Origin of the sequence: Caulobacter sp. Root1455 (assembly GCF_001426905.1) — a bacterium.
Classification (GTDB): domain Bacteria; phylum Pseudomonadota; class Alphaproteobacteria; order Caulobacterales; family Caulobacteraceae; genus Caulobacter.
Genome location: NZ_LMFQ01000012.1, coordinates 286,915 through 308,280, shown reverse-complemented (window position 1 = coordinate 308,280; position 21,366 = coordinate 286,915). Strand labels below are relative to the sequence as shown.

General features: G+C 68.5%; 19 protein-coding genes. 9 read left to right on the top strand and 10 right to left on the bottom strand.

Translation table 11 applies throughout. The annotated features are described in order from the left end of the window. Window positions 1-3 precede the first annotated feature (3 nt). Together ASD21_RS25050 and ASD21_RS08810 are read left to right on the top strand one after the other, a co-directional pair. A complete protein-coding gene (locus ASD21_RS25050) occupies window positions 4-480 on the top strand; it encodes a UDP-N-acetylglucosamine 2-epimerase (protein ID WP_268761011.1) in 477 nt (158 codons plus the stop codon). Then, a complete protein-coding gene (locus tag ASD21_RS08810) occupies window positions 477-1,853 on the top strand; it encodes a hypothetical protein (protein ID WP_056439675.1) in 1,377 nt (458 codons plus the stop codon). Before ASD21_RS25050 ends, ASD21_RS08810 begins: the two co-directional genes overlap by 4 nt. Window positions 1,854-1,860: 7 nt before the next feature. Here ASD21_RS08810 and ASD21_RS23885 read toward each other — a convergent pair whose 3' ends face one another. From ASD21_RS23885 to ASD21_RS08800, 3 genes are all read right to left on the bottom strand, one after another. Further along, window positions 1,861-2,025, bottom strand: a complete 165-nt coding sequence (locus ASD21_RS23885; RefSeq protein WP_156390750.1) for a hypothetical protein — start codon at window positions 2,023-2,025, stop codon at window positions 1,861-1,863. Further along, window positions 2,022-3,095, bottom strand: a complete 1,074-nt coding sequence (locus tag ASD21_RS08805) for a hypothetical protein (protein ID WP_235524860.1) — start codon at window positions 3,093-3,095, stop codon at window positions 2,022-2,024. Before ASD21_RS08805 ends, ASD21_RS23885 begins: the two co-directional genes overlap by 4 nt. A 104-nt stretch (window positions 3,096-3,199) precedes the next feature. Then, window positions 3,200-4,333 carry a helix-turn-helix domain-containing protein gene (locus ASD21_RS08800; protein ID WP_235523868.1) on the bottom strand — a complete coding sequence of 378 codons (1,134 nt, stop codon included), beginning with the start codon at window positions 4,331-4,333 and terminating at the stop codon, window positions 3,200-3,202. A gap of 525 nt (window positions 4,334-4,858) precedes the next feature. On the opposite strand from ASD21_RS08800, the gene ASD21_RS08795 reads away from it, so the two are divergent. Next, window positions 4,859-5,191: a hypothetical protein gene (locus ASD21_RS08795; RefSeq protein ID WP_235524859.1), complete on the top strand. Its 333-nt coding sequence runs from the start codon at window positions 4,859-4,861 to the stop codon at window positions 5,189-5,191. Between the two features lie 106 nt (window positions 5,192-5,297). On the opposite strand, the gene ASD21_RS08790 is transcribed toward ASD21_RS08795, so the two are convergent. Continuing rightward, complete coding sequence (locus ASD21_RS08790; RefSeq protein ID WP_056439663.1) at window positions 5,298-6,974, bottom strand: MFS transporter; 1,677 nt, start codon at window positions 6,972-6,974, stop codon at window positions 5,298-5,300. A gap of 189 nt (window positions 6,975-7,163) precedes the next feature. Here ASD21_RS08790 and corA point away from each other — a divergent pair, with 189 nt between their 5' ends. Next, window positions 7,164-8,132 carry a magnesium/cobalt transporter CorA gene (gene corA, locus ASD21_RS08785; protein ID WP_056439661.1) on the top strand — a complete coding sequence of 323 codons (969 nt, stop codon included), beginning with the start codon at window positions 7,164-7,166 and terminating at the stop codon, window positions 8,130-8,132. Window positions 8,133-8,306: 174 nt separating this feature from the next. Here corA and ASD21_RS08780 read toward each other — a convergent pair whose 3' ends face one another. Continuing rightward, window positions 8,307-8,534 carry a hypothetical protein gene (locus ASD21_RS08780; protein ID WP_056439657.1) on the bottom strand — a complete coding sequence of 76 codons (228 nt, stop codon included), beginning with the start codon at window positions 8,532-8,534 and terminating at the stop codon, window positions 8,307-8,309. A gap of 328 nt (window positions 8,535-8,862) precedes the next feature. Continuing rightward, window positions 8,863-9,501, bottom strand: a complete 639-nt coding sequence (locus ASD21_RS08775) for a TetR/AcrR family transcriptional regulator (RefSeq protein WP_056439654.1) — start codon at window positions 9,499-9,501, stop codon at window positions 8,863-8,865. Between the two features lie 166 nt (window positions 9,502-9,667). On the opposite strand from ASD21_RS08775, the gene ASD21_RS08770 reads away from it, so the two are divergent. The 5 genes from ASD21_RS08770 to ASD21_RS08750 all read left to right on the top strand — a co-directional run bounded on the left by ASD21_RS08770 (window position 9,668) and on the right by ASD21_RS08750 (window position 16,724). Next, a complete protein-coding gene (locus tag ASD21_RS08770) occupies window positions 9,668-9,856 on the top strand; it encodes a hypothetical protein (RefSeq protein WP_056439651.1) in 189 nt (62 codons plus the stop codon). Between the two features lie 50 nt (window positions 9,857-9,906). Next, window positions 9,907-11,085 (top strand): efflux RND transporter periplasmic adaptor subunit, encoded by a 1,179-nt coding sequence (locus ASD21_RS08765; protein ID WP_056439646.1) that lies wholly within the window; start codon window positions 9,907-9,909, stop codon window positions 11,083-11,085. Window positions 11,086-11,297: 212 nt separating this feature from the next. Continuing rightward, window positions 11,298-14,471, top strand: a complete 3,174-nt coding sequence (locus ASD21_RS08760) for an efflux RND transporter permease subunit (protein WP_056439643.1) — start codon at window positions 11,298-11,300, stop codon at window positions 14,469-14,471. Window positions 14,472-14,635: 164 nt separating this feature from the next. Continuing rightward, a complete protein-coding gene (locus ASD21_RS08755) occupies window positions 14,636-16,036 on the top strand; it encodes an efflux transporter outer membrane subunit (protein ID WP_056439640.1) in 1,401 nt (466 codons plus the stop codon). A gap of 313 nt (window positions 16,037-16,349) precedes the next feature. Next, entirely contained in the window at window positions 16,350-16,724 is a 375-nt protein-coding gene (locus ASD21_RS08750; RefSeq protein ID WP_056439638.1) for a hypothetical protein, read from the top strand. A 421-nt stretch (window positions 16,725-17,145) separates the two neighbouring features. On the opposite strand, the gene ASD21_RS23880 is transcribed toward ASD21_RS08750, so the two are convergent. From ASD21_RS23880 to ASD21_RS08735, 4 genes are all read right to left on the bottom strand, one after another. After that, complete coding sequence (locus ASD21_RS23880; RefSeq protein WP_156398321.1) at window positions 17,146-17,637, bottom strand: hypothetical protein; 492 nt, start codon at window positions 17,635-17,637, stop codon at window positions 17,146-17,148. Between the two features lie 4 nt (window positions 17,638-17,641). Continuing rightward, on the bottom strand, window positions 17,642-19,213 hold the full coding sequence (locus tag ASD21_RS08745; RefSeq protein WP_056439635.1) for a sensor histidine kinase: 1,572 nt from the start codon (window positions 19,211-19,213) through the stop codon (window positions 17,642-17,644). Next, window positions 19,210-19,917, bottom strand: coding sequence for a response regulator transcription factor (locus tag ASD21_RS08740; RefSeq protein WP_056439632.1), 708 nt, complete (start codon window positions 19,915-19,917; stop codon window positions 19,210-19,212). The genes ASD21_RS08745 and ASD21_RS08740 overlap by 4 nt, the downstream gene beginning before the upstream one ends. Window positions 19,918-20,187: 270 nt before the next feature. Next, window positions 20,188-21,207, bottom strand: coding sequence for a helix-turn-helix domain-containing protein (locus tag ASD21_RS08735; protein WP_056439630.1), 1,020 nt, complete (start codon window positions 21,205-21,207; stop codon window positions 20,188-20,190). Between the last annotated feature and the right edge of the window lie 159 nt (window positions 21,208-21,366).

The following is a 21,366-nucleotide window of genomic DNA, read 5'->3' as shown; positions in this document are numbered from 1 at the left end:
GCCATGCCGGTCAGTCGCGCGATCGCGCGCGCCGGACCTGACCGAGGTGATGGTCCATACCGACCAGCATCACGACGCGGCCCTGTCCGACAGCTCCTTCCGCGAACTGGACCTGCCCGAACCCGCCAAGAACCTGGGTGTTCACGGCTGTTCGCACGGCCGCTGGGTCCGATCGACATGCAGCGGCCGCTGGCCGACTGCGCGCTGGCGCTCACCGATTCCGGCGGCCTGCGGAAGGAAGCCTATTTTCATCGCAAGCCCTGTGTCACCCTGCGCGACGACACCGAATGGAGCGAGACGGTGAACGCGGGGTGGAACCGGCTGTGGACCGTGAACGACGACCGGCCTCGGCGTGAGATCGATGACTATGGCGCGGGCGACGCCGCCGAACAGATCGTCGCGACGATCGCCCGATTTGTCGTCCAAGGTCGCGATGAGGACTTCGCCGCGCCGCGCGCGATGACCGGAGCCCGCTCATGAAGGACAGCCACGACCGGCCGCGACCGCCCCTGCCGAGCCACGACGTATCGCCGGACGAAACGGTCCCGTCGGCGGAGAGGGCGCGGCCGCTGCGCATCCTGCTGGCCTGCAACTACGACCCGGCCAACGCGGCCACGGTCTGCGACCACATCAACGCCTTCGCCGGCTATTCGCGCCATGAGATTCGCGTGCTGTCGCGGGTCGGCGAGATCTTCGACGGCGTGAAGCTGGACGCCTTCGACGCGGTCGTGATCCACTATTCGCTGTTCCTGGCGATCGAGGCCTTCGTGGGCCCGCGATCGCGTCGCGCCCTGGCCGCCTTCCGCGGCGCCAAGGCGGTGTTCATCCAGGACGAATACCGCTTCGTGAACGCCACCCTCGAGGCGCTGGAGGCCTGCGGCGTGGACCTGGTCTTCACCTGCCTGGGACCGGCGGAGGCCGATCGGATCTACGGCAAGTCCGGCCGGTTGCGCACTCAGCAGGTCCTGACCGGCTACGTGCCCCAGACGCTGACGCACTACCCGCCCGTTCCGCTGGCGAGCCGCAAGACCATGGTCGGCTATCGCGGCCGGACCTATCCGGCCTGGCATGGCGAGCTGGGCCGCGAAAAGATCCGCATCGGCAAGCTGTTCAAGCGCGACGCCCGGCGGTTCGGCATTTCGACCGATATCGCCTGGTCGGAACGCAGCCGGCTCTACGGCCGCGACTGGGTGAATTTCATCCGCAACTGCCAGGCCGTGCTGGCCGTCGAGAGCGGGGCCAGCGTCTTTGACTTCGACGGCGCGGTGGCCGCCCGCACCGAAAGCTTCGCCGCCCTGGTCGAGCGCCCCCACCCGATCCCGGCTCTGTCCAGGAAGGCCTCCTACGAGATGCTGCGCGATCGGTTCTTCGCCGATCACGAGGACCAGATCGACATCGCCCAGATCTCGCCCCGGGTCTTCGAGGCCATCGCCCTGCGCACCCTGGTGATCGCCTATTCCGGGCGCTATTCGGGCGTGCTGGAGCCGTGGCGGCACTATGTGCCGCTCGACAAGGACCACGGCAACATGGCGCAGGTGGCGGCGGTGCTGCGCGACCCCGAGCGGGTCGCCGAGATCATCACCAACGCCTATGCCGAGATCGCCCTCAATCCCGCCTACGGCTACGGGTCGATGATCGACCTGTTCGACCGGCGGATCGCCGAGATCGCCGCGGACCGACCGCGCGGGGTGACCAACGACCGCATCGACGCCAAGTTCCGCGCCGCCTTCCCATTCTTCGCGATCGACAATCCCCACGAAATGCGACGCCCGCGCCTGGCCTGGCGGCTGGCGCGGGCGGCTGTCCGCCGCCTGGGACTCGAGAGCCTCGCGCGCCGCCTGCTGCGGCGGTGACGTCGAGTTAGTCGACGCCGATCCATCGCCGCAGGAACGGCAGGCGCGCGATGGCGCCCAGCCGGCGCCTCAGCACGGGGGCCTTGAGCAGGCGCGACTCCACGATGATCACCGCCCAGGCGCCCCAATCGCGCAACCGCAGGAACAGCCGCAGGCCCCGCCCGCGCCTCACGCCAGCACCTGATCGGTGATCTCGGCCACCACCGTCCGCCAGCTGTAGCGGCCCGAAGTCACGATCTCGGCGTGAGCGCGGTCGACCATGGCCTGGGCCCGTCGCGGATCGCGGCTGTGGTCGAGGGCGTCGTCGATGTCGGACAGGTCGCGGCGAACCGGCTGGTAGTGGCTCCCCGCCTCGAGGACGCCGCTGTAGTCGCCCTCCACCAGCACCTGGAACGTCCGGGTCGCCGCCGCCTCGAGGTGGCGCGGCGACATCGCGCGGATCTCGGTCTCCGGCGGCAGGCCGTTCGCCGGGTCGACCCGCGACGAGCCGCCCTCGACCCCGACGACCGCCCGACTGGCGCCCAGCAGGCGGATCCAGGCGTCGCCGACCAGCTTGCGCTTACCGTCGACCGCCACGTCGGCGCGATGGCCGCGCGCCGCGGCCCAGGCCGCCGCGCGCAGCCCGACCTCGCGCTTGATCAGGCCCATCTCGCCCAGCCAGGCCGGCGTCTCCCAGGCCCGGTAGCTGACGGCGATCGATCGCCGCGCCAGATCGCTGGACGCCCGCCGCATCAGCCCGTCATCGATATAGCTGGTCAGGAAGCGCCGCAGGGCGAAGGGCCTTTGCCCGACCGGATAGACGCTGTCCCACAGCGGCGGATCGAGCGCGGTGAGCAGCAGGTCGATCCGCGCCTCGACCAGGTAATCGCGCAGGCCTTGAAGGCCGAGGAATTCGTCGAGCGGCGCGGCCACGCGGCGCGAGCGCGGCGGAACGGCGTCCATCGCCCGCCGCAGGCCGCCCAGGCCGACGCGCGTGTATCGCGCGGCCAGGGCCGTCGCGTCGACCATCACCAGATCCGGATCCAGCTGGGTGATCCAGGTCGGATTGAACGGAAACCCGATGTTCAGGAACGTCGTCCGCCCGGGGAAACAGGTCTTCCAGGCGAAGATCCGCTGATGCTCCCAGCGGCGCAGCGGCCACTGGCCGCGCCAGTTGTACAGGACCACGGCGGTCGGTTGGTTGCGCATGCGCGGCGAACTAGGCGGCGCGGGGCCGAGCCTGGCCTTCGACGGCGAGGACATGGACCCGAGCCCGGGCACGGATGAATCGCGAAGCCATGGACGCCGCCCTGGATGGAAGCGCCTGGCGCGCTCGCCTCAAGCGTCGGCGGCGTCGGCGGTCGCTGTCAACGCCTAAGGCTGTCGCCCTGCACCGCGCCTTGGGCCCCGCGCAGGGTCTCCGACGGAGACTCGCCGAACATCGCCCGATAGGCCCCCGAGAAACGCCCCAGCTCCCAGAAGCCCTGGTCCAGCGCCACCTGGGTCACCGTGGTCGGGTGACGGCCAGCGTCCAGCAGCCGGGCCCGGGCCGCCGACATGTTCTTCAGCCGCAGATAGGCCTTGGGACTGACGTCGAGCAGGTCGTGGAAGGCCCGGTAGAGCGTGCGGCGCGAGATGTTCAGGGCCTGGCAGATGTCCTCGATCTGCACGGCCTGCCGGGCGCCGCCGCTTTCCAGGAAGTCCTCGGCGCCGCGAACGATGCGGGCGGCGTTCAGCGCGCCCTGCCGGCGCGCGCCCTCGCCCTTGACCTCGGACAGGGCCGTCAACAGGCCGTCCAGCAGTTCGTTGCGCAGGAAGGCGACGGTGCTGGCCGGAATGCCGGCCCCCATGGCCCTCAGCAGGCTGGAGCAGCCCTGCAGCACGCGCTTGCAGGCGGCCCTGGCCTCGGGCGGCGGCGAATAGACGGCCGGCTCGGTCCAGAAGCACGGATCGGCCAGCCATTCGAACGCCTCGGCCCGCTGCATCACCAGGCCCCACGGCGCGGTGACGACGGCGTAGGCGACGTGGCCCTGGAACCGCCCGTCCAGTTCTCCGCCCGGCGGGATGGCGATGATGTCGCCTTCCTCGATCCGGTGGCCCCACTGGTTGAGCACGCCCTCCTGCTCCATCACCGAAACCAGGCTGAAGGCCTTGCGCGCCATGATCCCGCGCACGCGAAGGTCGCCGTCGAACGCCCCGGCGTCGAAACCCATGTCGCCCAGGCTGGCCCGAAGCAGGTGGCCGCGGCACGGCTCGGGCGTCAGCTGGGTGATCGCCAGATCGCGACCGGCGGTGTGAGCCCAGACCTCGTGCGGACCGCGGGTTTCACACAGCGTCGCATGGCCTAGGGAAACGGGCGCCGCGCGCGCCGCTCCGAACGACCGCTGCTCGTCAAACGTTCCGGAGACCAGGCCGTCCTCGGCCAGATCGGCGCGCGACGTGTTCGTCCTGGCCTGCCGCCAATCAGCATTCGACCAAGATCGAGGATGAGATTCCCTCATGCCTTCATTGTCCATCGGACCTCTCCTGGCTGAGACGATGCGATCAATGACGCTAGCGTCATGACCTTAGAACGACCGCACCTATCGTCACGCCCGATTCACCCTTCGAAGATGACACGACCTCTCTTCAATGTAAGTAAGGTGAAACCACTAGAAAGCATCGAAACAACAGAGAAAATTACAAATTTTCGTATGGCCCAGCTTGATAACCAAGTTTAGTGTATAGTTAATTTAACATTATTCATTAATACATAAAATCCCAAGGAACAGATGCGCGATTGGCACTTGCCGCATAGCAGACCGAGAGATTCGGAAGAAACATGATGGCGAAACGGGGTCGCGGAGGACTCTATGGCTCGTCAAAATTCGAAGGAAATGGCGATTTTCGGGAAAAGGAATCTCTCGGAGACTCCAGGCAACCCGCAAGAGCAGGATCGATGGACGCAAGCCTTGCGCGACCTGAAGGCCGCCTGCGATGGCGAACGCCGGCAAAGGCGCCAAATCGCCGAGAGCGGAGCCCGCCAATTGCACCGGGCGCAGGCCGTATTGCGCGAGGCGGAGAATCGCCAGCGCGACGCGGAAGCGGCCCTGATTCGGGCCCGGCGGATGGCCGCGGTCGGCTGGATGGCGGCCGAGGCCTGCCGTGACATGACCGCCCTTCACGCGGTGGCCATGAGGGCCCTGACCTCCTCCCGCGAGCGCCTGCACGGCGACCACCGGACGGTCTGCGAGATCGACTGGGCTCTGGGCGGGCTGAACCAGGCCGAGCAGATGCTGGACCGGGTGACGGCCTATCTCGACGCCCGCCGCGAGACCAGCCAGGGCGCCCGCATCGACGGTCTGCTGGCCGGGAACTGACAAGGCTTCCGCAAGCCGGCAAAGCGCTGAACGTTGGAGACCTGAACCAGGTCGTCATCCCGGAAGCCTCGTAGAGGCTGTCCGGGATGACGACGGTTAGAAAACCCTAGGCCTCGATGTCGACGTTCTTGGTTTCCTTCAGGAACAGGACGCCCACCACGGCGGTCACCGCGGCCACCACGATCGGGTACCAGAGGCCGTAATAGATGTTGCCCGTGGCCGCGACCATGGCGAAGGCGGTGGTCGGCAGGAAGCCGCCGAACCAGCCGTTGCCGATGTGGTAGGGCAGGCTCATCGAGGTGTAGCGGATGTTGGTCGGGAACAGCTCGACCAGCATGGCGGCGATCGGGCCGTAGACCATGGTCACGTACAGCACCAGGATCGCCAGGATCCCGACCACCAGCGGCTTGTCGATCAGGGCGGGATCGGCCTTGGCCGGATAGCCGGCGGCCTTCAGCGCCGCGCCCAACTCCTTTTCCCAGGCCGTCTTGCGGTCCTTGAAGGCGGCCTTGTCCAGGGTCTGGCCGGGGAACGAGGCGATCGTCGCCCCGCCGATCTTCACCTGGGCCACCGAGCCGGCCGGAGCGGCCTGGTTGGAATAGGTCACGCCGGCCTTGGCCAGGTACGACTTGGCCAGGTCGCACGAGCGGTTGAACACCGTCTTGCCCACCGGGTCGAACTGGAACGAGCAGTCGGCCGGGTCGGCCACCACGGTGACCGGCGCGCTGGCCACGGCCGCCGCCAGTTGCGGGTTGGCCGCCGTGGTCAGGGTCTTGAACAGCGGGAAATAGGTCAGGGCCGCCAGGATGCAGCCCAGCATGATGATCGGCTTGCGGCCGATCTTGTCCGACAGCCAGCCGAAGAACACGAAGAACGGCGTGCCGATCAGCAGGGCCGCGGCGACCAGCAGATTGGTCGTGCCGCCGTCGACCTTGAGCATCTTCTCCAGGAAGAACAGAGCGTAGAACTGGCCGGTGTACCAGACCACCGCCTGGCCGGCGGTCAGGCCCACCAGGGCCAGCAGCACGATCTTCAGGTTGCCCCACTTGGCGAACGAGTCGACCAGGGGCTGCTTGCTGCCCTTGCCCTCGTCGACCATGCGCTGGAACGACGGGCTCTCGGCCAGTTGCAGGCGGATCCACAACGACACGCCCAGCAGCAGCACCGAGATCAGGAACGGGATGCGCCAGCCGAAGGCCTGGAAGGCGTCCTCGCCGGTGGCGTTGCGGGTCAGCAGGATCACCACCAGGCTGAGGAACAGGCCGAACGTGGCGGTCACCTGGATGAAGCTGGTGTAGAAGCCGCGCCGTCCGGGCGGGGCGTGTTCGGCCACATAGGTGGCCGCTCCGCCGTACTCGCCGCCCAGGGCCAGGCCCTGGACCAGGCGCATCACCACCAGGGCGATGGGCGCGGCGATGCCGATGCTGGCGTAGCTGGGCAGCAGGCCCACCGTGAAGGTCGACAGGCCCATCAGCAGCATGGTGACCAGGAAGGTGTTCTTGCGGCCCCAGAGGTCGCCCAGCCGCCCGAACACCAGGGCCCCGAACGGCCGCACCGCGAAGCCGGCCGCGAAGGCCAGCAGGGCGAAGATGTAACCGGTCGTCTCGTTGACGCCCGAGAAGAAGTGTTTGGTGATGTAGGTGGCCAGCGAGCCGTAGAGATAGAAGTCGTACCACTCGAACACGGTGCCGACCGAGGCGGCTCCGATGACCAAGGCGTCATTGCGCCCGACGGTGCGGCCGCCCTTGGCGCCCTTCACCGGCTTCGCGGCGTCGCTTCCCATTCGCATCTCCCCCAAGCATTCTTTGGCGTCGCCGCTTCGGGCGATCCGCTATGTTACCGCAACCATAATGAACGGCGTTCGCGGCGTTGGCGAGAGGCTAAACATGAACCGGACGAAAGCCGAAGCGTTGGCTAAAAAGGAATCCTCGCCGTCCCATTTCGCGGGACGGGGCAAATAGTCAGGACCCTGATGAGCGTCGTCGCGGCCTATATCTACAAGGACGGCGTCAGGACCCGCGAGGTCAGTCTCGACAAGGACGACGCCCTGGCCACCAAGCCCGGCGAGTTCGTGTGGATCGGCCTCTATGAGCCCAGCCAGGCCGAGATGGCCCGCCTGCAGACACGCTTCAAACTGCATCCGCTGGCGATCGAGGACGCGCTCAACGCCCACCAGCGGCCCAAGGTCGAGGTCTATGGCCGCGAGCTGTTCGTGGTGGCGCGCACCGCCCAGCTGGTCGACGCCCAGATCGCCTATGGCGAGACGGCGATCTTCGTCGGCCAGGGCCACCTGATCACTGTCCGCCACGGCTCGGCCCGGGCCCACACCGAACTGCGCGCCCAGCTGGAGGCCTCGCCGACCCTGCTGGCCAAGGGCTCGGACTACGTGCTGCACGCCGTGCTCGACTTCGTGGTCGACGGCTATCTGCCGATCATCCAGGCCTTGGAGGACGAGGTGCTGGACATCGAGCGCCGCACGCTCGAGAGCTTCCTCAGCCACGCCGAGGTCAAGCGCCTGTTCCACCTGCGGCGCGACCTGATCCGCTTCAAGCGGGTGCTTTCGCCCATGGCCGAGGTCTGCGGGCGGCTGGAGCACCTGGAGACGCCCTGCCTGGACGACGACGTCCGCCCCTATTTCCGCGACGTGCTGGACCATACGCAGAAGGTCGAGGGCATGGTCGACGCCCTGCGCGAGGTGATCACCTCGGTGTTCGAAGCCGCCTCCCTGCTGGAACAGCAGCGGCAGAGCGCCATCACCCGCAAGCTGGCCGCCTGGGCCGCCATCCTGGCCGTGCCGACGGCGGTGGCCGGGATCTACGGCATGAACTTCGAGCACATGCCGGAGCTGCGGTGGACCTGGGGCTATCCCGCCGTGATGGTCGGGATCGTCGGGGTCATCGGGTGGCTGTACTGGCGGTTCAAGAAGAACGGGTGGCTGTAGAGCTCCACCCTTTCAACCGTCATCCCGGGCCCTGTGCCCGGGACCCCTTGTTCAGCTTCCACGTGAGGCGCAAGCGGTTCGCCAGCGAACCGCCCCCACTGCATCTGCGGCGGACAGAGGGGTCCCGGGCACAAGGCCCGGGATGACGAATGTTGAGAGTTTGGAGCGCTAGCCCTAGCTCGCCCAGGCTCGCGCCGGGTGCAGGAAACGCCCCGCCTCGGCGCCGTCGCGCAGGAACACCCGCACCTCGGCGGCGCGGCCGGAGGCGGCCAGGCGGCTGGCCAGGTCCCGGGCGGCGGCTTCGGCGCGACCGCCCCGTTCGAAGGTGAGGTCGGCCTCGAGGGCCTCGGAGCGCACGGACCAGCCTTGCTCGGCCGGGGCGACGGAAATCAGCAGAGCCATGAGGAGCTCCTTACGCAAATCAGACTTGGGAGCGCCCTCCCTTGGGCTTCAAAGGGGGCGCGAACGAGCGGCTTTTCGGGGCGCCAACCGACCCCGAAACATCGAGGTCAGATCGGCATTCGCCCTACGAGGGAATGACATCGACACATCTTATAGGCTCGCAACTTCACAACTTGACGACATCGGTACGGCTCGAACGCAACTGACGCGAGCCAGAACTCCTGGCCTCGTTTTTAGTTTCTCGGGCCCCGCTTGGGATATGGCGATGATCTGCGGAAAGGTAGGCGGCGCCGGCGCGCGCCTTCGAGCCGTTCGAGGCCCTGCGACCTCAGCAGTCCGGCTTGTCCAGATGCGCCTTGATCAGTGCCCGGCCCGCGCGCGCCACGACCCGCACCGGGCCGCTGGGACCCAGGGTGACGCGGGCGGTGTAGGAGCCTTCCATCAGCAGCATCAGGCCGTCGGCCAGGTCGTCGTCGATCGCGCCGGCCCGCTTGCATAGGTCGATCAGCCGGGCGTGCAGTTGCTGCTTGTAGGCCACCGACACCTTCTGGGCCGGGTGGTCGGCCTCATGCAGTTCGATGGCGGCGTTGGACAGCGGGCAGCCGTGGACGTCGGCGTTGCAGGCCTTGGTCTCGAAGGCGTCGAAGATCGCCTCCAGCTGCGCGCGCGGGTCGCCGCAGGTGCAGCCGACGACCTCCTCCCACCAAGCCCAGTAGTCTCGCTCCTGCTCGCGCAGCACCTCGGCGACCAGTTCGTCCTTGGACGGGAAGTTGCGGTAGAGCGTCATCTTGGTGGCGTCGGCCTCGGCGGCGATCGCCTCGACCCCCACCGCGCGGATGCCGTGCTGATAGAACAGCTCGCGGGCTGTTTCGAAGATCCGGTCGCGGGCCGGACGTTTGGACAACGGGGCGCATGCGGGCGCCTCCATTTCGTCCATCTTGCCCCCGCCAGAATTTCTCTCAGCCATTTTCACAGCGCCTCACCTTGACGTGAGAGTTACCGGTCAGTATCTCTCACCCAGCGGATGATACCGAACGGTATCGTCACATTGACTACATCGTCACAGATGGACGTCACGTCAAGCAACAGCAACTGCGACATTTGATCCTTAACCCCATAACGGAGCGCGAGCCATGCCCCCGAGCGCGAGCCAACACCCCGCCGCCACGCCCGCCAACGCTCCGCGCTGGATCGCCTTCGCGGCCGGGCATGCCCGTTCGCTTCGCAAACTGATCGGCGCCGGCGCCGACGGCCCGTCCGGTCAGGACTGGGCCGCGTCGCCCAAGGCCCGCCAGAAATCCCGGCGTCCCGTCTGGGAATAAACAAACCCGCGTCTCCTCCCCGCCCACCTTCCGTCCGACAGGTACGCTTTATGTCCCTCCGCCCCGTTTTCACGTCCTTCGCCGGTCTGGCCGCCATGGCCGTGCTGGCCGCCTGCAGCGCCCAGGCCAAGCCGGAAGCCGCCCCGCCGCCCGCCCAGGTCACCGTCACCGCCGTGGCCTTCAAGGAACTGCGCCAGTGGGACGACTTCACCGGCCGCCTCGAGGCCATCGACACCGTCGACATCCGCCCGCGCGTCGGCGGCTATATCGACGGCGCCCGCTTCGAGGAAGGCGCCCGGGTCCGCAAGGGCCAGGTGCTGTTCCAGATCGACCCGCGCCCCTACCAGGCCGAGGCCAATCGCGCCGAGGCCGAGGTGGCCCGCGCCAAGGCCCTGCTGAACCTGGCCGTCGTCAACCGCGAGCGCGGCCGCCGGCTGATCGAGCAGAACGCCCTGGCCCAGAGCGAGTTCGACCGGCTCTCCGCCGAGGAAAAGGCCGCCCAGGCCAATCTCGGCGCCGCCGAGGCCGCCAACCAGACCGCCCGCCTGAACCTGGAATGGACCCGCGTGGTGTCGCCGATCGACGGCCGGGTCTCCAAGGCGGTGATCACCCGCGGCAACCTGGTCACCCCGTCCGACCTGCTGACCACGGTGGTGTCCGACACCCCGATCTACGCCGCCTTCAACGCCGACGAGCAGACCTTCCTGAAGTACGCCTCGGCCGAACGCGGCAAGGCCAGCCCGGTCTATATGGGCCTGATGACCGAGGACGGTTATCCGCACCAGGGCCAGCTGAAGTTCATCGACAACGCCATGGACGCCAAGAGCGGCACGATCAGCGGACGGGCGATCTTCGCCAACGCCGACGGCCGGTTCACCCCCGGCCTGTTCGCCCGCATCCGCATGGTCAGCGACACCTCCGCGATGGTGGCCCTGACCCCCGATCGCGCGGTGGCGACCGACCTGGGCAAGCGCTACGTCGTGGTGGTCGGCGCCAACAACAAGGCCGAGTACCGCCCGGTCGAGATCGGCCCGCTGGCCGGCAACCTGCGCATCATCCGCACGGGCCTGAAGCCCGGCGACCGGGTGGTCGTCGGCGGCCTGCAGAAGGTCAAGCCCGGCGACACGGTCAGCCCGGTGACGATCAAGACCGACCTGTCGACCGACCTGTCGCAGTTCGAAACTGGTCCCCAGAGGGTCGCGATGATCAACAGCGTTTCTCAGAACTAGCCCTTTAAATCCGCTCATCCCGGCGAATGCCGGGACCCAGATCCCAAAGCGATGGGGTGGGTTGGAACAGCTCGGCGCTTTTGGCGTCAGCTACACCGCCCTTCCATCTGGGTCCCGGCATTCGCCGGGATGAGCGGAGTGAGAGTTGCCCTCGAAAGTTGGCCTTCGAGCCAGCCGACGCCCCCTCCTTGCCTCCTCCCCGGACGCCTCCCATGAATTTCTCCAAGTTCTTCGTGAACCGGCCGCGCTTCGCCGCCGTGCTCTCGATCATCATCTTCATCGCCGGGTTGGTGGCTCTGCCGCGCCTGCCGATCTCGGAATATCCCGAGGTGGTGCCGCCGACAGTGGTCGTGCGCGCCGCCTATCCGGGCGCAAACCCCGCCGTCATCGGCCAGACCGTCGCCGCCCCGCTGGAGCAGGCGATCAACGGCGTCGAAGGCATGATCTACCAGTCGTCGCAGTCGGCCTCCGACGGGGCGATGATCCTGACCGTCACCTTCGCCCTGGGGACCGACCTCGATAAGGCCCAGGTGCAGGTGCAGAACCGCGTCGCCCAGGCCCTGCCGAAACTGCCCCAGGAGGTGCAGCGCATCGGCGTGACCACCGACAAGGCCTCGCCCGACCTGACCCTGGTCGTGCACATGATCTCGCCCAACAACCGCTACGACATGCTCTATCTGAGCAACTACGCGCAGCTGAACGTCCGCGACCGCCTCAAGCGCGTCGACGGCGTGGGCGACGTGCAAATCTTCGGGGCCGGCAGCTACTCGATGCGGGTGTGGCTGGATCCTGAAAAGCTGGCCTCGCTGAACATGACGGCCGGCGACGTGGTGAAAGCGCTGCGCGAGCAGAACGTCCAAGTCGCCGCCGGCCAGCTGGGCGCCCCGCCGACCAATGTGGGCGCCGACTTCCAGCTGTCGATCAACGCCCCCGGCCGCCTGACCGACGAGGAGCAGTTCCGCGAGGTCATCATCCGCTCGGGCGCCAACGGCGAGATCACCCACCTGGGCGACGTGGCCCGCGTGGAGATGGGCGCCAACAACTACGCCCTGCGGTCCTTGCTCGACAACAAGTCGGCCGTGGCCATGCCGATCTTCCAGCGCCCGGGCTCCAACGCCCTGGCCATGGCCGCCGACATCAAGAAGACGATGAAGGAGCTGAAGAAGGAGTTCCCCGAGGGCGTCGACTACGAGATCATCTACGACACCACCGCCTTCGTGCAGGAGTCGATCGACTCGGTGGTCCACACCCTGATCGAGGCCATCATCCTGGTGGTCATCGTGGTGGTGATCTTCCTGCAGGGCTGGCGCGCCTCGATCATTCCGCTGATCGCCGTGCCTGTCTCGCTGATCGGCACCTTCGCCGTGCTGCTGATGCTGGGCTTCGGCCTCAACGCCCTGACCCTGTTCGGCCTGGTGCTGGCCATCGGCATCGTCGTCGACGACGCCATCGTCGTGGTCGAGAACGTCGAGCGCAACATAACCAACGGCCTGGAACCTGCGGCGGCCACCCGCAAGGCCATGAGCGAGGTCACCGGACCGATCATCTCCACGGCCCTGGTGCTGTGCGCGGTGTTCATCCCGACCGCCTTCATCAGCGGTCTGTCCGGCCAGTTCTACCGCCAGTTCGCCCTGACCATCGCCATCTCCACGGTGATCTCGGCCTTCAACTCCCTGACCCTGTCGCCGGCCCTGGCCGCCGTGCTGCTCAAGAGCCACGACGCGCCCAAGGACCGCTTCCAGAAGGCCATCGACGCGGCCCTGGGCTGGCTGTTCAACCCGTTCAACCGCGTGTTCGCCAAGGCGTCCAACGGCTATGTCCGCAATGTCGGCCGCACCCTGGGCAAGTCGACCGCGGGCCTGGTGGTCTACGGGATCCTGCTGGCCCTGACGGTCTTCGCCTTCGCCAAGACGCCGGGCGGCTTCGTGCCGCAACAGGACAAGGCCTATGTGGTCGCCGTCGTGCAGCTGCCCGACGCGGCCTCGCTGGACCGCACCGAGGCGGTGATCCGCCAGATGAGCGACATCGCCATGAAGGTGCCGGGCATCAAGCACTCGGTCGCCTTCCCCGGCCTGTCGGCCAACGGCTTCATCAACAGCCCCAACTCCGGCGCGGTGTTCTTCCCGCTGGACGACTTCAAGAACCGCACCGGCCACGACCTGTCGGCCAACGCCATCGTCGGCCAGCTGAACGCCAAGTTCGGCGCCATCCCCGACGCCCAGATCGCGGTCTTTCCGCCGCCCTCGGTGCAGGGGCTGGGCACGATCGGCGGCTTCCGCATGCAGATCGTCGACCGCGCGGGCCTGGGTCCGGACGAGCTGAACAAGCAGACCCAGAACCTGATCGACAAGGCCCGCAAGGACCCCGCCCTGACCGGCGTGTTCTCGACCTACCAGGTCAGCGTGCCGAAGATCGAGGCCGACATCGATCGCGAGAAGGCGCGGGCCTCGGGCGTGTCGCTGACCGACCTGTTCGAGACCATGCAGGTCTATCTGGGCTCGCTGTACGTCAACGACTTCAACCGCTTTGGCCGCACCTACGAGGTCAACGTCCAGGCCGACCAGAAATTCCGCATGCAGCCCGAGCAGATGCTGCGCCTGCAGACCCGCAACGGCGACGGCCAGATGATCCCGCTGGGCGCCTTCGTCAGCTTCAAGGAGACCACCGGCCCCGACCGCGAGAGCCACTACAACGGCGTGCTCACGGCCGAGATCAACGGCGGCCCGGCCCCCGGCTACTCGACCGGCCAGGCCCAGAAGGCGCTGGAGGACCTGGCCAAGCAGGAGCTGCCCAACGGCATGGGCTACGAGTGGACCGAGCTGACCTACCAGCAGATCCTGGCGGGCAACACGGCGATCTACATCTTCCCGCTCTGCGTGCTGCTGGCCTTCCTGGTGCTGGTCGCCCAGTACGAAAGCTGGAGCCTGCCGCTGGTGGTCATCCTGATCGTGCCGATGACCCTGCTGTCGGCCCTGGCCGGCGTGCTGCTGACCCATGGCGACAACAACATCTTCACCCAGATCGGGCTGATCGTGCTGGTGGGACTGGCGTGCAAGAACGCCATCCTGATCGTCGAGTTCGCCAAGGAGCGCGAGGAGCATGGCGACACGCCGCTGCAGGCGGTGCTGGAAGCCTGCCGCCTGCGCCTGCGGCCGATCCTGATGACCTCGATCGCCTTCATCATGGGCGTGGCGCCCCTGGTGGTCAGCCACGGGGCCGGCGCCGAGATGCGCCGCGCCATGGGCGTGGCGGTGTTCTCGGGGATGCTGGGGGTGACGGTCTTCGGCCTGATCCTGACCCCGATCTTCTACTTCGTGATCCGCCGCGCCACCGCCCGCCGGGCGGCCCTGAAGGCGGCCAAGCTACCCGTCGTGGAGGCGCACTGATGAGCATCGCCGCTTCCCCCCTCCCCCTCGATGGGGGAGGGGCCGGGGGTGGGGGTGACAGCGCCGGCGGGCTTCGGCTCGGCCGCGCCACCTCCGGAACCGCTTTCACCCCCATCCCCAACCCTTCCCCCATCAAGGGGAAAGGGAGACCTCTGAGGTCATCCATGACTGCTTTGAAACTCACCTTCGTCGCCGGCGTTTCGGCGCTGCTCCTCGCCGCCTGCGCCGTCGGGCCGGACTACAAGACCCCGGTCGACGCGCCGGTGGTCCTGCAAAACGCCCCGGCCGGCGCCTTCTCGACCGCCAATCCCGAAGCCCAGTGGTGGAAGGCGTTCAACGATCCGGTGCTGGACGGCCTGATCACCCAGGCCCTGGCCGGCAACCTCGACATCCGCATCGCGGTCGCCCGGGTGGACGAGGCCCGGGCCCTGTTCAAGGACGCCCGCCTCGACCAGCTGCCGCGGGTCACCGCCAGCGGCGGCTACGCCAAGAGCGACCAGCAGCAGCCGGGGTCGAACGGCCAGCGCGTCGAGAGCGACCTCTACCAGGCCGGCTTCGACGCCGGCTGGGAGATCGACCTGTTCGGCCACGTCCGCCGGGGCGTGGAGTCGGCCAAGGCCGAGGCCGGGGCGGCGCGGGCCGACCTGCGCGACGCCCAGGTGACCATCGCCGCGGAAGTCGCCCGGAATTACCTCGAGCTGCGCGGGGTCCAGGCCCGGCTGGCCGTGGCCAACCGCAACCTCGACACCCAGCGCGAGACTCTGCGCCTGACCCAGGTGCGCTACAACGCCGGGGCCGGCAGCCCGATCGACGTGGCCTCGGCCCAGGCGCGCCTGAACGCCACCGAGGCGGTGATCCCCGCCCTGATCACCGCCGAGAAGCGGGCCAACTACCGGCTCTGCGTGCTGGTCGGCCAGCGGCCGGGCGCGCTGGACGCGGCCCTGGTGGCCAGGGACGCCGAGGTCGCGCCGCTGATCGCCGCCCTGCCGATCGGCGACGCCGCCGACCTGCTGCGCCGGCGGCCCGACGTCCAGGCCGCCGAGCGGCGCCTGGCCGCCCAGACCGCCAAGGTGGGGGTGGCCACGGCCGACCTGTTCCCACGCGTGCGGGTGACCGGGTTCGTCGGCTTCCTGTCGGGCACGAGCTCCGGCTTCGGCAACGCCGCCAGCCAGGCTTGGTCGGTGGCCCCCACGGTCACCTGGCCGGCCCTGGACCTGGGCGGGGCGCACCAGCGCCTGAAGGCCGCCGAGGCCCGCAACGACGCCAGCCTGGCCGTCTACGACCAGACCGTCCTGCGGGCCCTGGAGGACCTGGAGACCGCCCTGGTCGCCTATCGCCAACAGCAGGCCCAGCTGGTCAGCCTGACCAACCAGGCCGCCGCCTCCCGCCGCGCCGCCGAGCTGGCCCGCATCCAGTACAAGGAGGGCGGCATCGACTTCTTGGTGCTGCTGGACGCCGAACGCACCCTGCTCGCCGCCGAAGACTCGCTCACGGTCGCGGAGACCGGCGTGAACACCAACGTCGTGGCGATCTACAAGGCGCTGGGCGGAGGGTGGACGTCGTAAAACACCCTCTCCCGGAGGGGAGAGGGAGGGACCCGCCGCGCAGCGGTGGGAGGGTGAGGGGTGACGCCCTCACCGTTTTTTCACCGACGCCCTGCCGGCACGCCGGCTGGCTCAGCACCCCCTCACCCTCCCACGCCTTCGGCGCGGGCCCCGCCCTCTCCCTCTGGGAGAGGGTTCTCTTTCGGCGAAAAGTTATCCACAGGGCGTCGCTCCATCCCCGCCCCCGTCAAAACAAACCGCAGCCCAATCAACCGCTTACACAAAAATACACGTTTCCGATCCCCACCCTCCAGGACGGCCGCACACTAGCGGCATGACCCAGACCACCACCGACATCCCCACCTGGTGCGCCGCCTTCCAGCTCAAGCTGATGGCCGCCCTCGACGCGGCCTGGAAGACCATCGAGGCCGCCACCGATCCCGCCGCCATCCGCCAGGCCCGCGACAAGGCCAGGGCCATCGGCGACCTGGCCGCCATGGCTCGCAAGGTGGCCCTGATCGTCCCGACGCCCCGCGGCAAGCCGCCGCTGGCCGAAACAGCGGCCGCCGGCCTGCACGCCGCCCAGGGCGTGGCCAATGTGAGCGCGATGCTGATGGCCTCGACACCCGCCGCTCCCGTGGCGGCGCAGGCCGAGCCCTCCCGGCGAGCGCTGGACAAGCTCAAGGGCGGGCGGCGGGGGCGGCTTTAAGAAAGGGGCACGTGGCTCACCCACTTGCCCCCACCTGACCGCTTCGCGGTCTGTCCGCCCCCATAGGGGGCGGAGGACACGCGCACCGCTCCTCTTCCCCCTATGGGGGAAGACGGTCGCGAAGCGACCCGTAGGGGGCAAATGGGTGTGATCCCACGCCAAGGGCCGCGCCTCTACGCCCAATCCGCCCGCAGCGGCGAGGCCGCGCCTTGAAACCTTGATGGCGAGCCTGCTCTGGCGTCTGACCGAGTCAAGGACGACGCGCCGCGTCGCCGCGACGCGGCCGCCGGAGGCGGTCCTTGACTCGGTCAGACGCCAGAGCTCCGATCCACCAAGGCTTTAAGGCGCGGCCTCCATCCGGGCGATTGGAGCTTACGCCGAGAAGAAACTTCTGAGCGTCGGCAATAGGAGGTCGTTCTGATCAGCCGGGATTAGTGTTGTGGCGAAAACTCGCTTTCCACAGCCATGCCATCGCCCACAGAGCTACCGCCGCCAACAAGCAAAGCACCACCAGCTGCGGTCCAAATCCGCGCAACTGATCCCACCGCGACAATGCCAACGTGGTTCGCTCAGAAGGGTATGCAAAACATTCGGACCATTCACCGCGCCATAGCGACAAGACAAATCGGTCTGTCTCGCCCTTCGTGAAGCCCTCGCATGATCCATCAGATGAAGGCGTTAGAAAGAAACCCATGCCGTCTGGGCGACCGACGAGCCGGCCAAAGGTCGGATCATCCGGCAACTTCCCGTTTTCTCGAGAATAGCTGTCCACGATTTTCGCAGCCTGCTCGAACTGGCGAAAATAGGCCTGGTCCTTTTCACCTTGGATGGGCAGCATTTTCAGCATGCCAACCAGCACCCAGACGGATAGCGCCGCAGCGGCGCCCAGGATGATTGAAGCGAGCACCTTCACAGCCTCACCCCCTCAACACCACCACCTCGAACACCGCCCCCGCCTCGCCCTCGACCAACCTAATCCGCCCCGAACTCGCCGCCAGCAGCGACCGCGCGATCGACAGGCCCAGCCCCGTCCCGCCCGTCTCCCGCCGGCTGGTGAAGAACGGTTCGAACAGGCGGTCGCGGTCGGCGGCCGGGACGCCGGGGCCGTTGTCGGCGATGCGCAGCACGATCTCGTCGCCGACCGCCGCGCCGCTGATCCGCACCGTCGTGGCGCCCGCCTGGCGGCTGTTCTCGGCCAGGGAGGTCAGCACCGCCTCGATCGTAGCCTCGGGCGCGGCCGCCGGCGGCAGGCCGGCGGGCAGGTCCAGCACGACGTCCAGCCCCCGCCCGCCCTGGGCGTCGACCACGCGGCGCAGCGGCGAGGCCAGGTCCGTCACGACCCCGGCCTGGGGCATGGCCATGTCGGCCCGGGCCAGGTCCATCAGCCGGCCCACCAGGTGCGAGAGCCGGGCGCTGTCGGCCGAGATGTTGGAGAGGAAGCGGCGGCGCTCGGCGTCGCTCATGGTGTCGAAATGGTCGTCCAGCAGCTCGACCGCCCCGGTGATCCCGGCCAGGGGCGTCTTGAACTCGTGGCTGACGGCCGAGGCGAAGTCGCGCAGGTAGCGCGAGCGCACGGCGATGGCGTCGGCCATCACCCGGAAGTCCTGGTAGAGGTCGCGGATCTCGACGGCGGCGGTGGCCGGAGTCTCCGGCACGCTGCCCTGACCGGCGGCCACGCTGCGCGTCGCCGCGCTCAGCGCCTCGATCGGCCGGGTCACGCCGCGCGACACCAGGCCCGACAGCAGCACCAGCAGCAGGATCGTCGCCCCGGCCCCGATCAGCAGCTTGCCCCGGTCCTGGTAGACGCCGCGAAACAGCGCCCGGGGCGAGCGCGACAGCAGCAGCGCGCCCACCACCTGGCCGTTGACCGTCACCGGCCGCGCATGGTGCAGGCGCACGGCCGAGGCGCGGCTGAGCCACTCGAACGAATAGCGCGGATGATAGGCCCCGTTGCGCCGCAGGACGGTGCGCGAATGGCCGTGCAGCGCCGCCTGGATCTCGGGCAGGGCCGCGAGACTCCCGCCCTGCCCCAGGCCCCGCACCACCACCCCGTGGCGGTCGACGATGACGATCGAGGCCAGGGTGCTGCGGCTGGTCTGGTCGAAGATCGGCTCCAGCACCTCGGCGGCCGCCTCCGCCTGGGGATCGGCCTTGGCGCCGGGGACCGAGGTCGGGCGTTCGGGCAGCACCGGCGTGCCGCGCAGGTCGATGCTGGTCGCTTCCGGACGATAATAGCCCGGATCGTCGCGGGCGTCGGGGTCGGCCGGCGTCAGGTCTGGCGCCGCGCCTGGCCAGAGGTTGGCGGCGGCCGAGGCCAGGGCCGCGCCCTGCGAGGTCAGCTCGGCCTCGGTCTGGCGCACCAGGGTGTTCTCGTAGGTGCGCAGGAACACCGCCCCGATGGCCGGCATGGCGGCGGCGAACAGCAGCACGGTCAGCAGGATGGTGCGCAGGCGCAGGGCCGGCCACCAGGTCCGCAGCCAGCTGCTCATCCGGCGACGCCGGCGCAGGCGCCCAGGCGGTAGCCGATCCCGGCCCGGGTCTCGATCACGTCGTGCCCGCCCAGGCCGGCGAACTTGGCCCGCAGGTTGCGCACGTGGCTGTCGATGGTGCGGTCGGTGACCGCGAAGCCCGGGCCGCGCAGGCGGTCGATGATGGCGTCGCGGCTGAACACCTTGGTCGGGGTGGCGGCCAGGGTCTTGAGGATCGTGAACTCGGTGACCGTCAGCGACACCTCGCCGCCGGCCCAGGCCGCGCTCCAGGCCTCGGGGTCCAGGCTCAGCTTGCCGCGGACGATCAGGCCGTCGGCGGGCGTCGCGTCCGAGGGCTTGCCGCCGGTGCGCCGCAGGATCGCCTGGACCCGGGCCACCACCTCGCGCGGGCTGAACGGCTTGACCACATAGTCGTCGGCCCCCAGCTCGATGCCCAGCACCCGGTCGATCTCGTCGTCGCGCGAGGACAGGAACAGGATCGGCAGGTCGCCCTGGGCCCGCAGGCGGCGGCAGACCTCCAGCCCGTCCAGGCGCGGCATGTTGATGTCCAGCACCACAAGGTCCGGCGCGCGTTCCGCGACGGAGGCCAGGGCCGCCTCGCCGTCGGCCGCCTCGCGGGTCTGCAAGCCCACCTTGGCCAGGGCGAACACCAGGAGCTGGCGGATATGGGGATCGTCGTCGACGACCAGGATCGTGCGCTGCATGACGCTCATGTTCAGTGCCGCGCGTGCGGGGTCAACGGGATTGCCGAGGCGGCTCGGCGCGTTTGCCGTGCAGATTCGGTGCAGAGGCGAAAACCCTCTCCCGGAGGGGAGAGGGAGGGGCCCAAGCGCAGCTTGGGAGGGTGAGGGGTGAAGGCGTCGGACGGCGCGCCGGCAGGACGCTCTGTGAAATCGGCGAGGGTGTAACCGCTCACCCTCCCACGACTTCGTCGCGGGTCCCTCCCTCTCCCCTCCGGGAGAGGGTTTCTTTCTTTAAGCCCCCGTCGCCGCCTCGGTCCACTTGGCGAACGGGGTGTCGGGTTCGTCGCCGAGGCTGGGCTGCAGCGAGCGCAGGTCGCTGGGGCGGATGTTGAACGCCTTGCGGAAGCTGCGGCTGAAGTGGGCCTCGCTGCTGAAGCCGCACTGGAAGGCGATCTCGCTGATCCGGCGGGCCCGCTTGGGGTCCAGCAGGGCGGCGCGGGCCAGGTGCAGGCGGCGGTCCCAGATATAGGCCGTCACCCCGCCCAGCGGCTCGAACAGGCGGTAGAGGGTGGAGCGCGACACGCCCAGGGCTTCGCTGATCTTGGCCGGGTTGAGACTGGGCTCCAGCAGGTTGTGCTCGACATAGGCGCGGGCCCGCATCAGCACCGGCGACTCGCGCGCGCCGAAGTCGGCCCGTCCGGCCTCCATCGCCAGGCAGGCGCCCAGCAGTTCGGTGGTCGCGCGGGTGATGCCCGGCAGGGTCTCGGGCAGCAGTTGGGGGAACCAGCGGGTCACCGCGGTCAGGTGCTCGATCAGCAGGCCGGCGCGGTTGCCGTCCAGCACCATGCCGTGCAGCTCGACGCCGCCGGCCACGGCCTGCACGTCGGCGCGGGGCAGGAAGGTGCTCAGCACCTTGACCGCCGTGCTGTGCATGACCATCGGCCGCGACAGGTCGCAGATCCCCACCTCGCCCGGGCCGAACGAGAAGGGCACGCCGTCGAAGTCGCCGGTGTGCGACCCGGCGATGTTGAACTGGACGATGTAGTGGTCGCGGCCGTCGGCGGCGATCATCTCCGGCGTGCGGAACACGGTCTGGCCGCCGGTCTCGGTGACATAGAAGGCGTGGGGGCCCAGGCGCAGCGAGGTGATGTTGGCCGTGAAGCCCGGCTCGGGGTCGCGGGCGTCCAGCGCTGTCAGAACCTCCCGACGATAGTAGTCGTGGCGCTCCTCGGGCGGAACGCTCCGCGTGCTGAAGTTCGTCCGCCCCAGCTGAAAAACGGTTTCCGCGGGCGGGTTCAAAGGTTCACTCATGCGGCCTCCCCCAAGGCACAGTCACGCATTTACGGTGTTCGCCCAATGCGGGCGTTCGTCGCACCAAGCGAGAGGGGGGTTTTCCTTTGAGACAAGCGATCAAGAAAATGGGACCCCCATGTAATGGTTACGGCGCGTAAAGCCTTACTGGTGTCGGCT

Bases quoted from the DNA above. Each gene is read 5' to 3' on its own strand.
- ASD21_RS25050 (WP_268761011.1), top strand. From the start codon at position 4: ATGCCGGTCAGTCGCGCGATCGCGCGCGCCGGACCTGACCGAGGTGAT.
- ASD21_RS08810 (WP_056439675.1), top strand. From the start codon at position 477: ATGAAGGACAGCCACGACCGGCCGCGACCGCCCCTGCCGAGCCACGAC.
- ASD21_RS08805 (WP_235524860.1), bottom strand. From the start codon at position 3,095: ATGTCCTCGCCGTCGAAGGCCAGGCTCGGCCCCGCGCCGCCTAGTTCG.
- ASD21_RS08800 (WP_235523868.1), bottom strand. From the start codon at position 4,333: ATGAGGGAATCTCATCCTCGATCTTGGTCGAATGCTGATTGGCGGCAG.
- ASD21_RS08790 (WP_056439663.1), bottom strand. From the start codon at position 6,974: ATGGGAAGCGACGCCGCGAAGCCGGTGAAGGGCGCCAAGGGCGGCCGC.
- corA (WP_056439661.1), top strand. From the start codon at position 7,164: ATGAGCGTCGTCGCGGCCTATATCTACAAGGACGGCGTCAGGACCCGC.
- ASD21_RS08780 (WP_056439657.1), bottom strand. From the start codon at position 8,534: ATGGCTCTGCTGATTTCCGTCGCCCCGGCCGAGCAAGGCTGGTCCGTG.
- ASD21_RS08775 (WP_056439654.1), bottom strand. From the start codon at position 9,501: ATGGCTGAGAGAAATTCTGGCGGGGGCAAGATGGACGAAATGGAGGCG.
- ASD21_RS08770 (WP_056439651.1), top strand. From the start codon at position 9,668: ATGCCCCCGAGCGCGAGCCAACACCCCGCCGCCACGCCCGCCAACGCT.
- ASD21_RS08765 (WP_056439646.1), top strand. From the start codon at position 9,907: ATGTCCCTCCGCCCCGTTTTCACGTCCTTCGCCGGTCTGGCCGCCATG.
- ASD21_RS08760 (WP_056439643.1), top strand. From the start codon at position 11,298: ATGAATTTCTCCAAGTTCTTCGTGAACCGGCCGCGCTTCGCCGCCGTG.
- ASD21_RS08755 (WP_056439640.1), top strand. From the start codon at position 14,636: ATGACTGCTTTGAAACTCACCTTCGTCGCCGGCGTTTCGGCGCTGCTC.
- ASD21_RS08750 (WP_056439638.1), top strand. From the start codon at position 16,350: ATGACCCAGACCACCACCGACATCCCCACCTGGTGCGCCGCCTTCCAG.
- ASD21_RS08745 (WP_056439635.1), bottom strand. From the start codon at position 19,213: ATGAGCAGCTGGCTGCGGACCTGGTGGCCGGCCCTGCGCCTGCGCACC.
- ASD21_RS08740 (WP_056439632.1), bottom strand. From the start codon at position 19,917: ATGCAGCGCACGATCCTGGTCGTCGACGACGATCCCCATATCCGCCAG.
- ASD21_RS08735 (WP_056439630.1), bottom strand. From the start codon at position 21,207: ATGAGTGAACCTTTGAACCCGCCCGCGGAAACCGTTTTTCAGCTGGGG.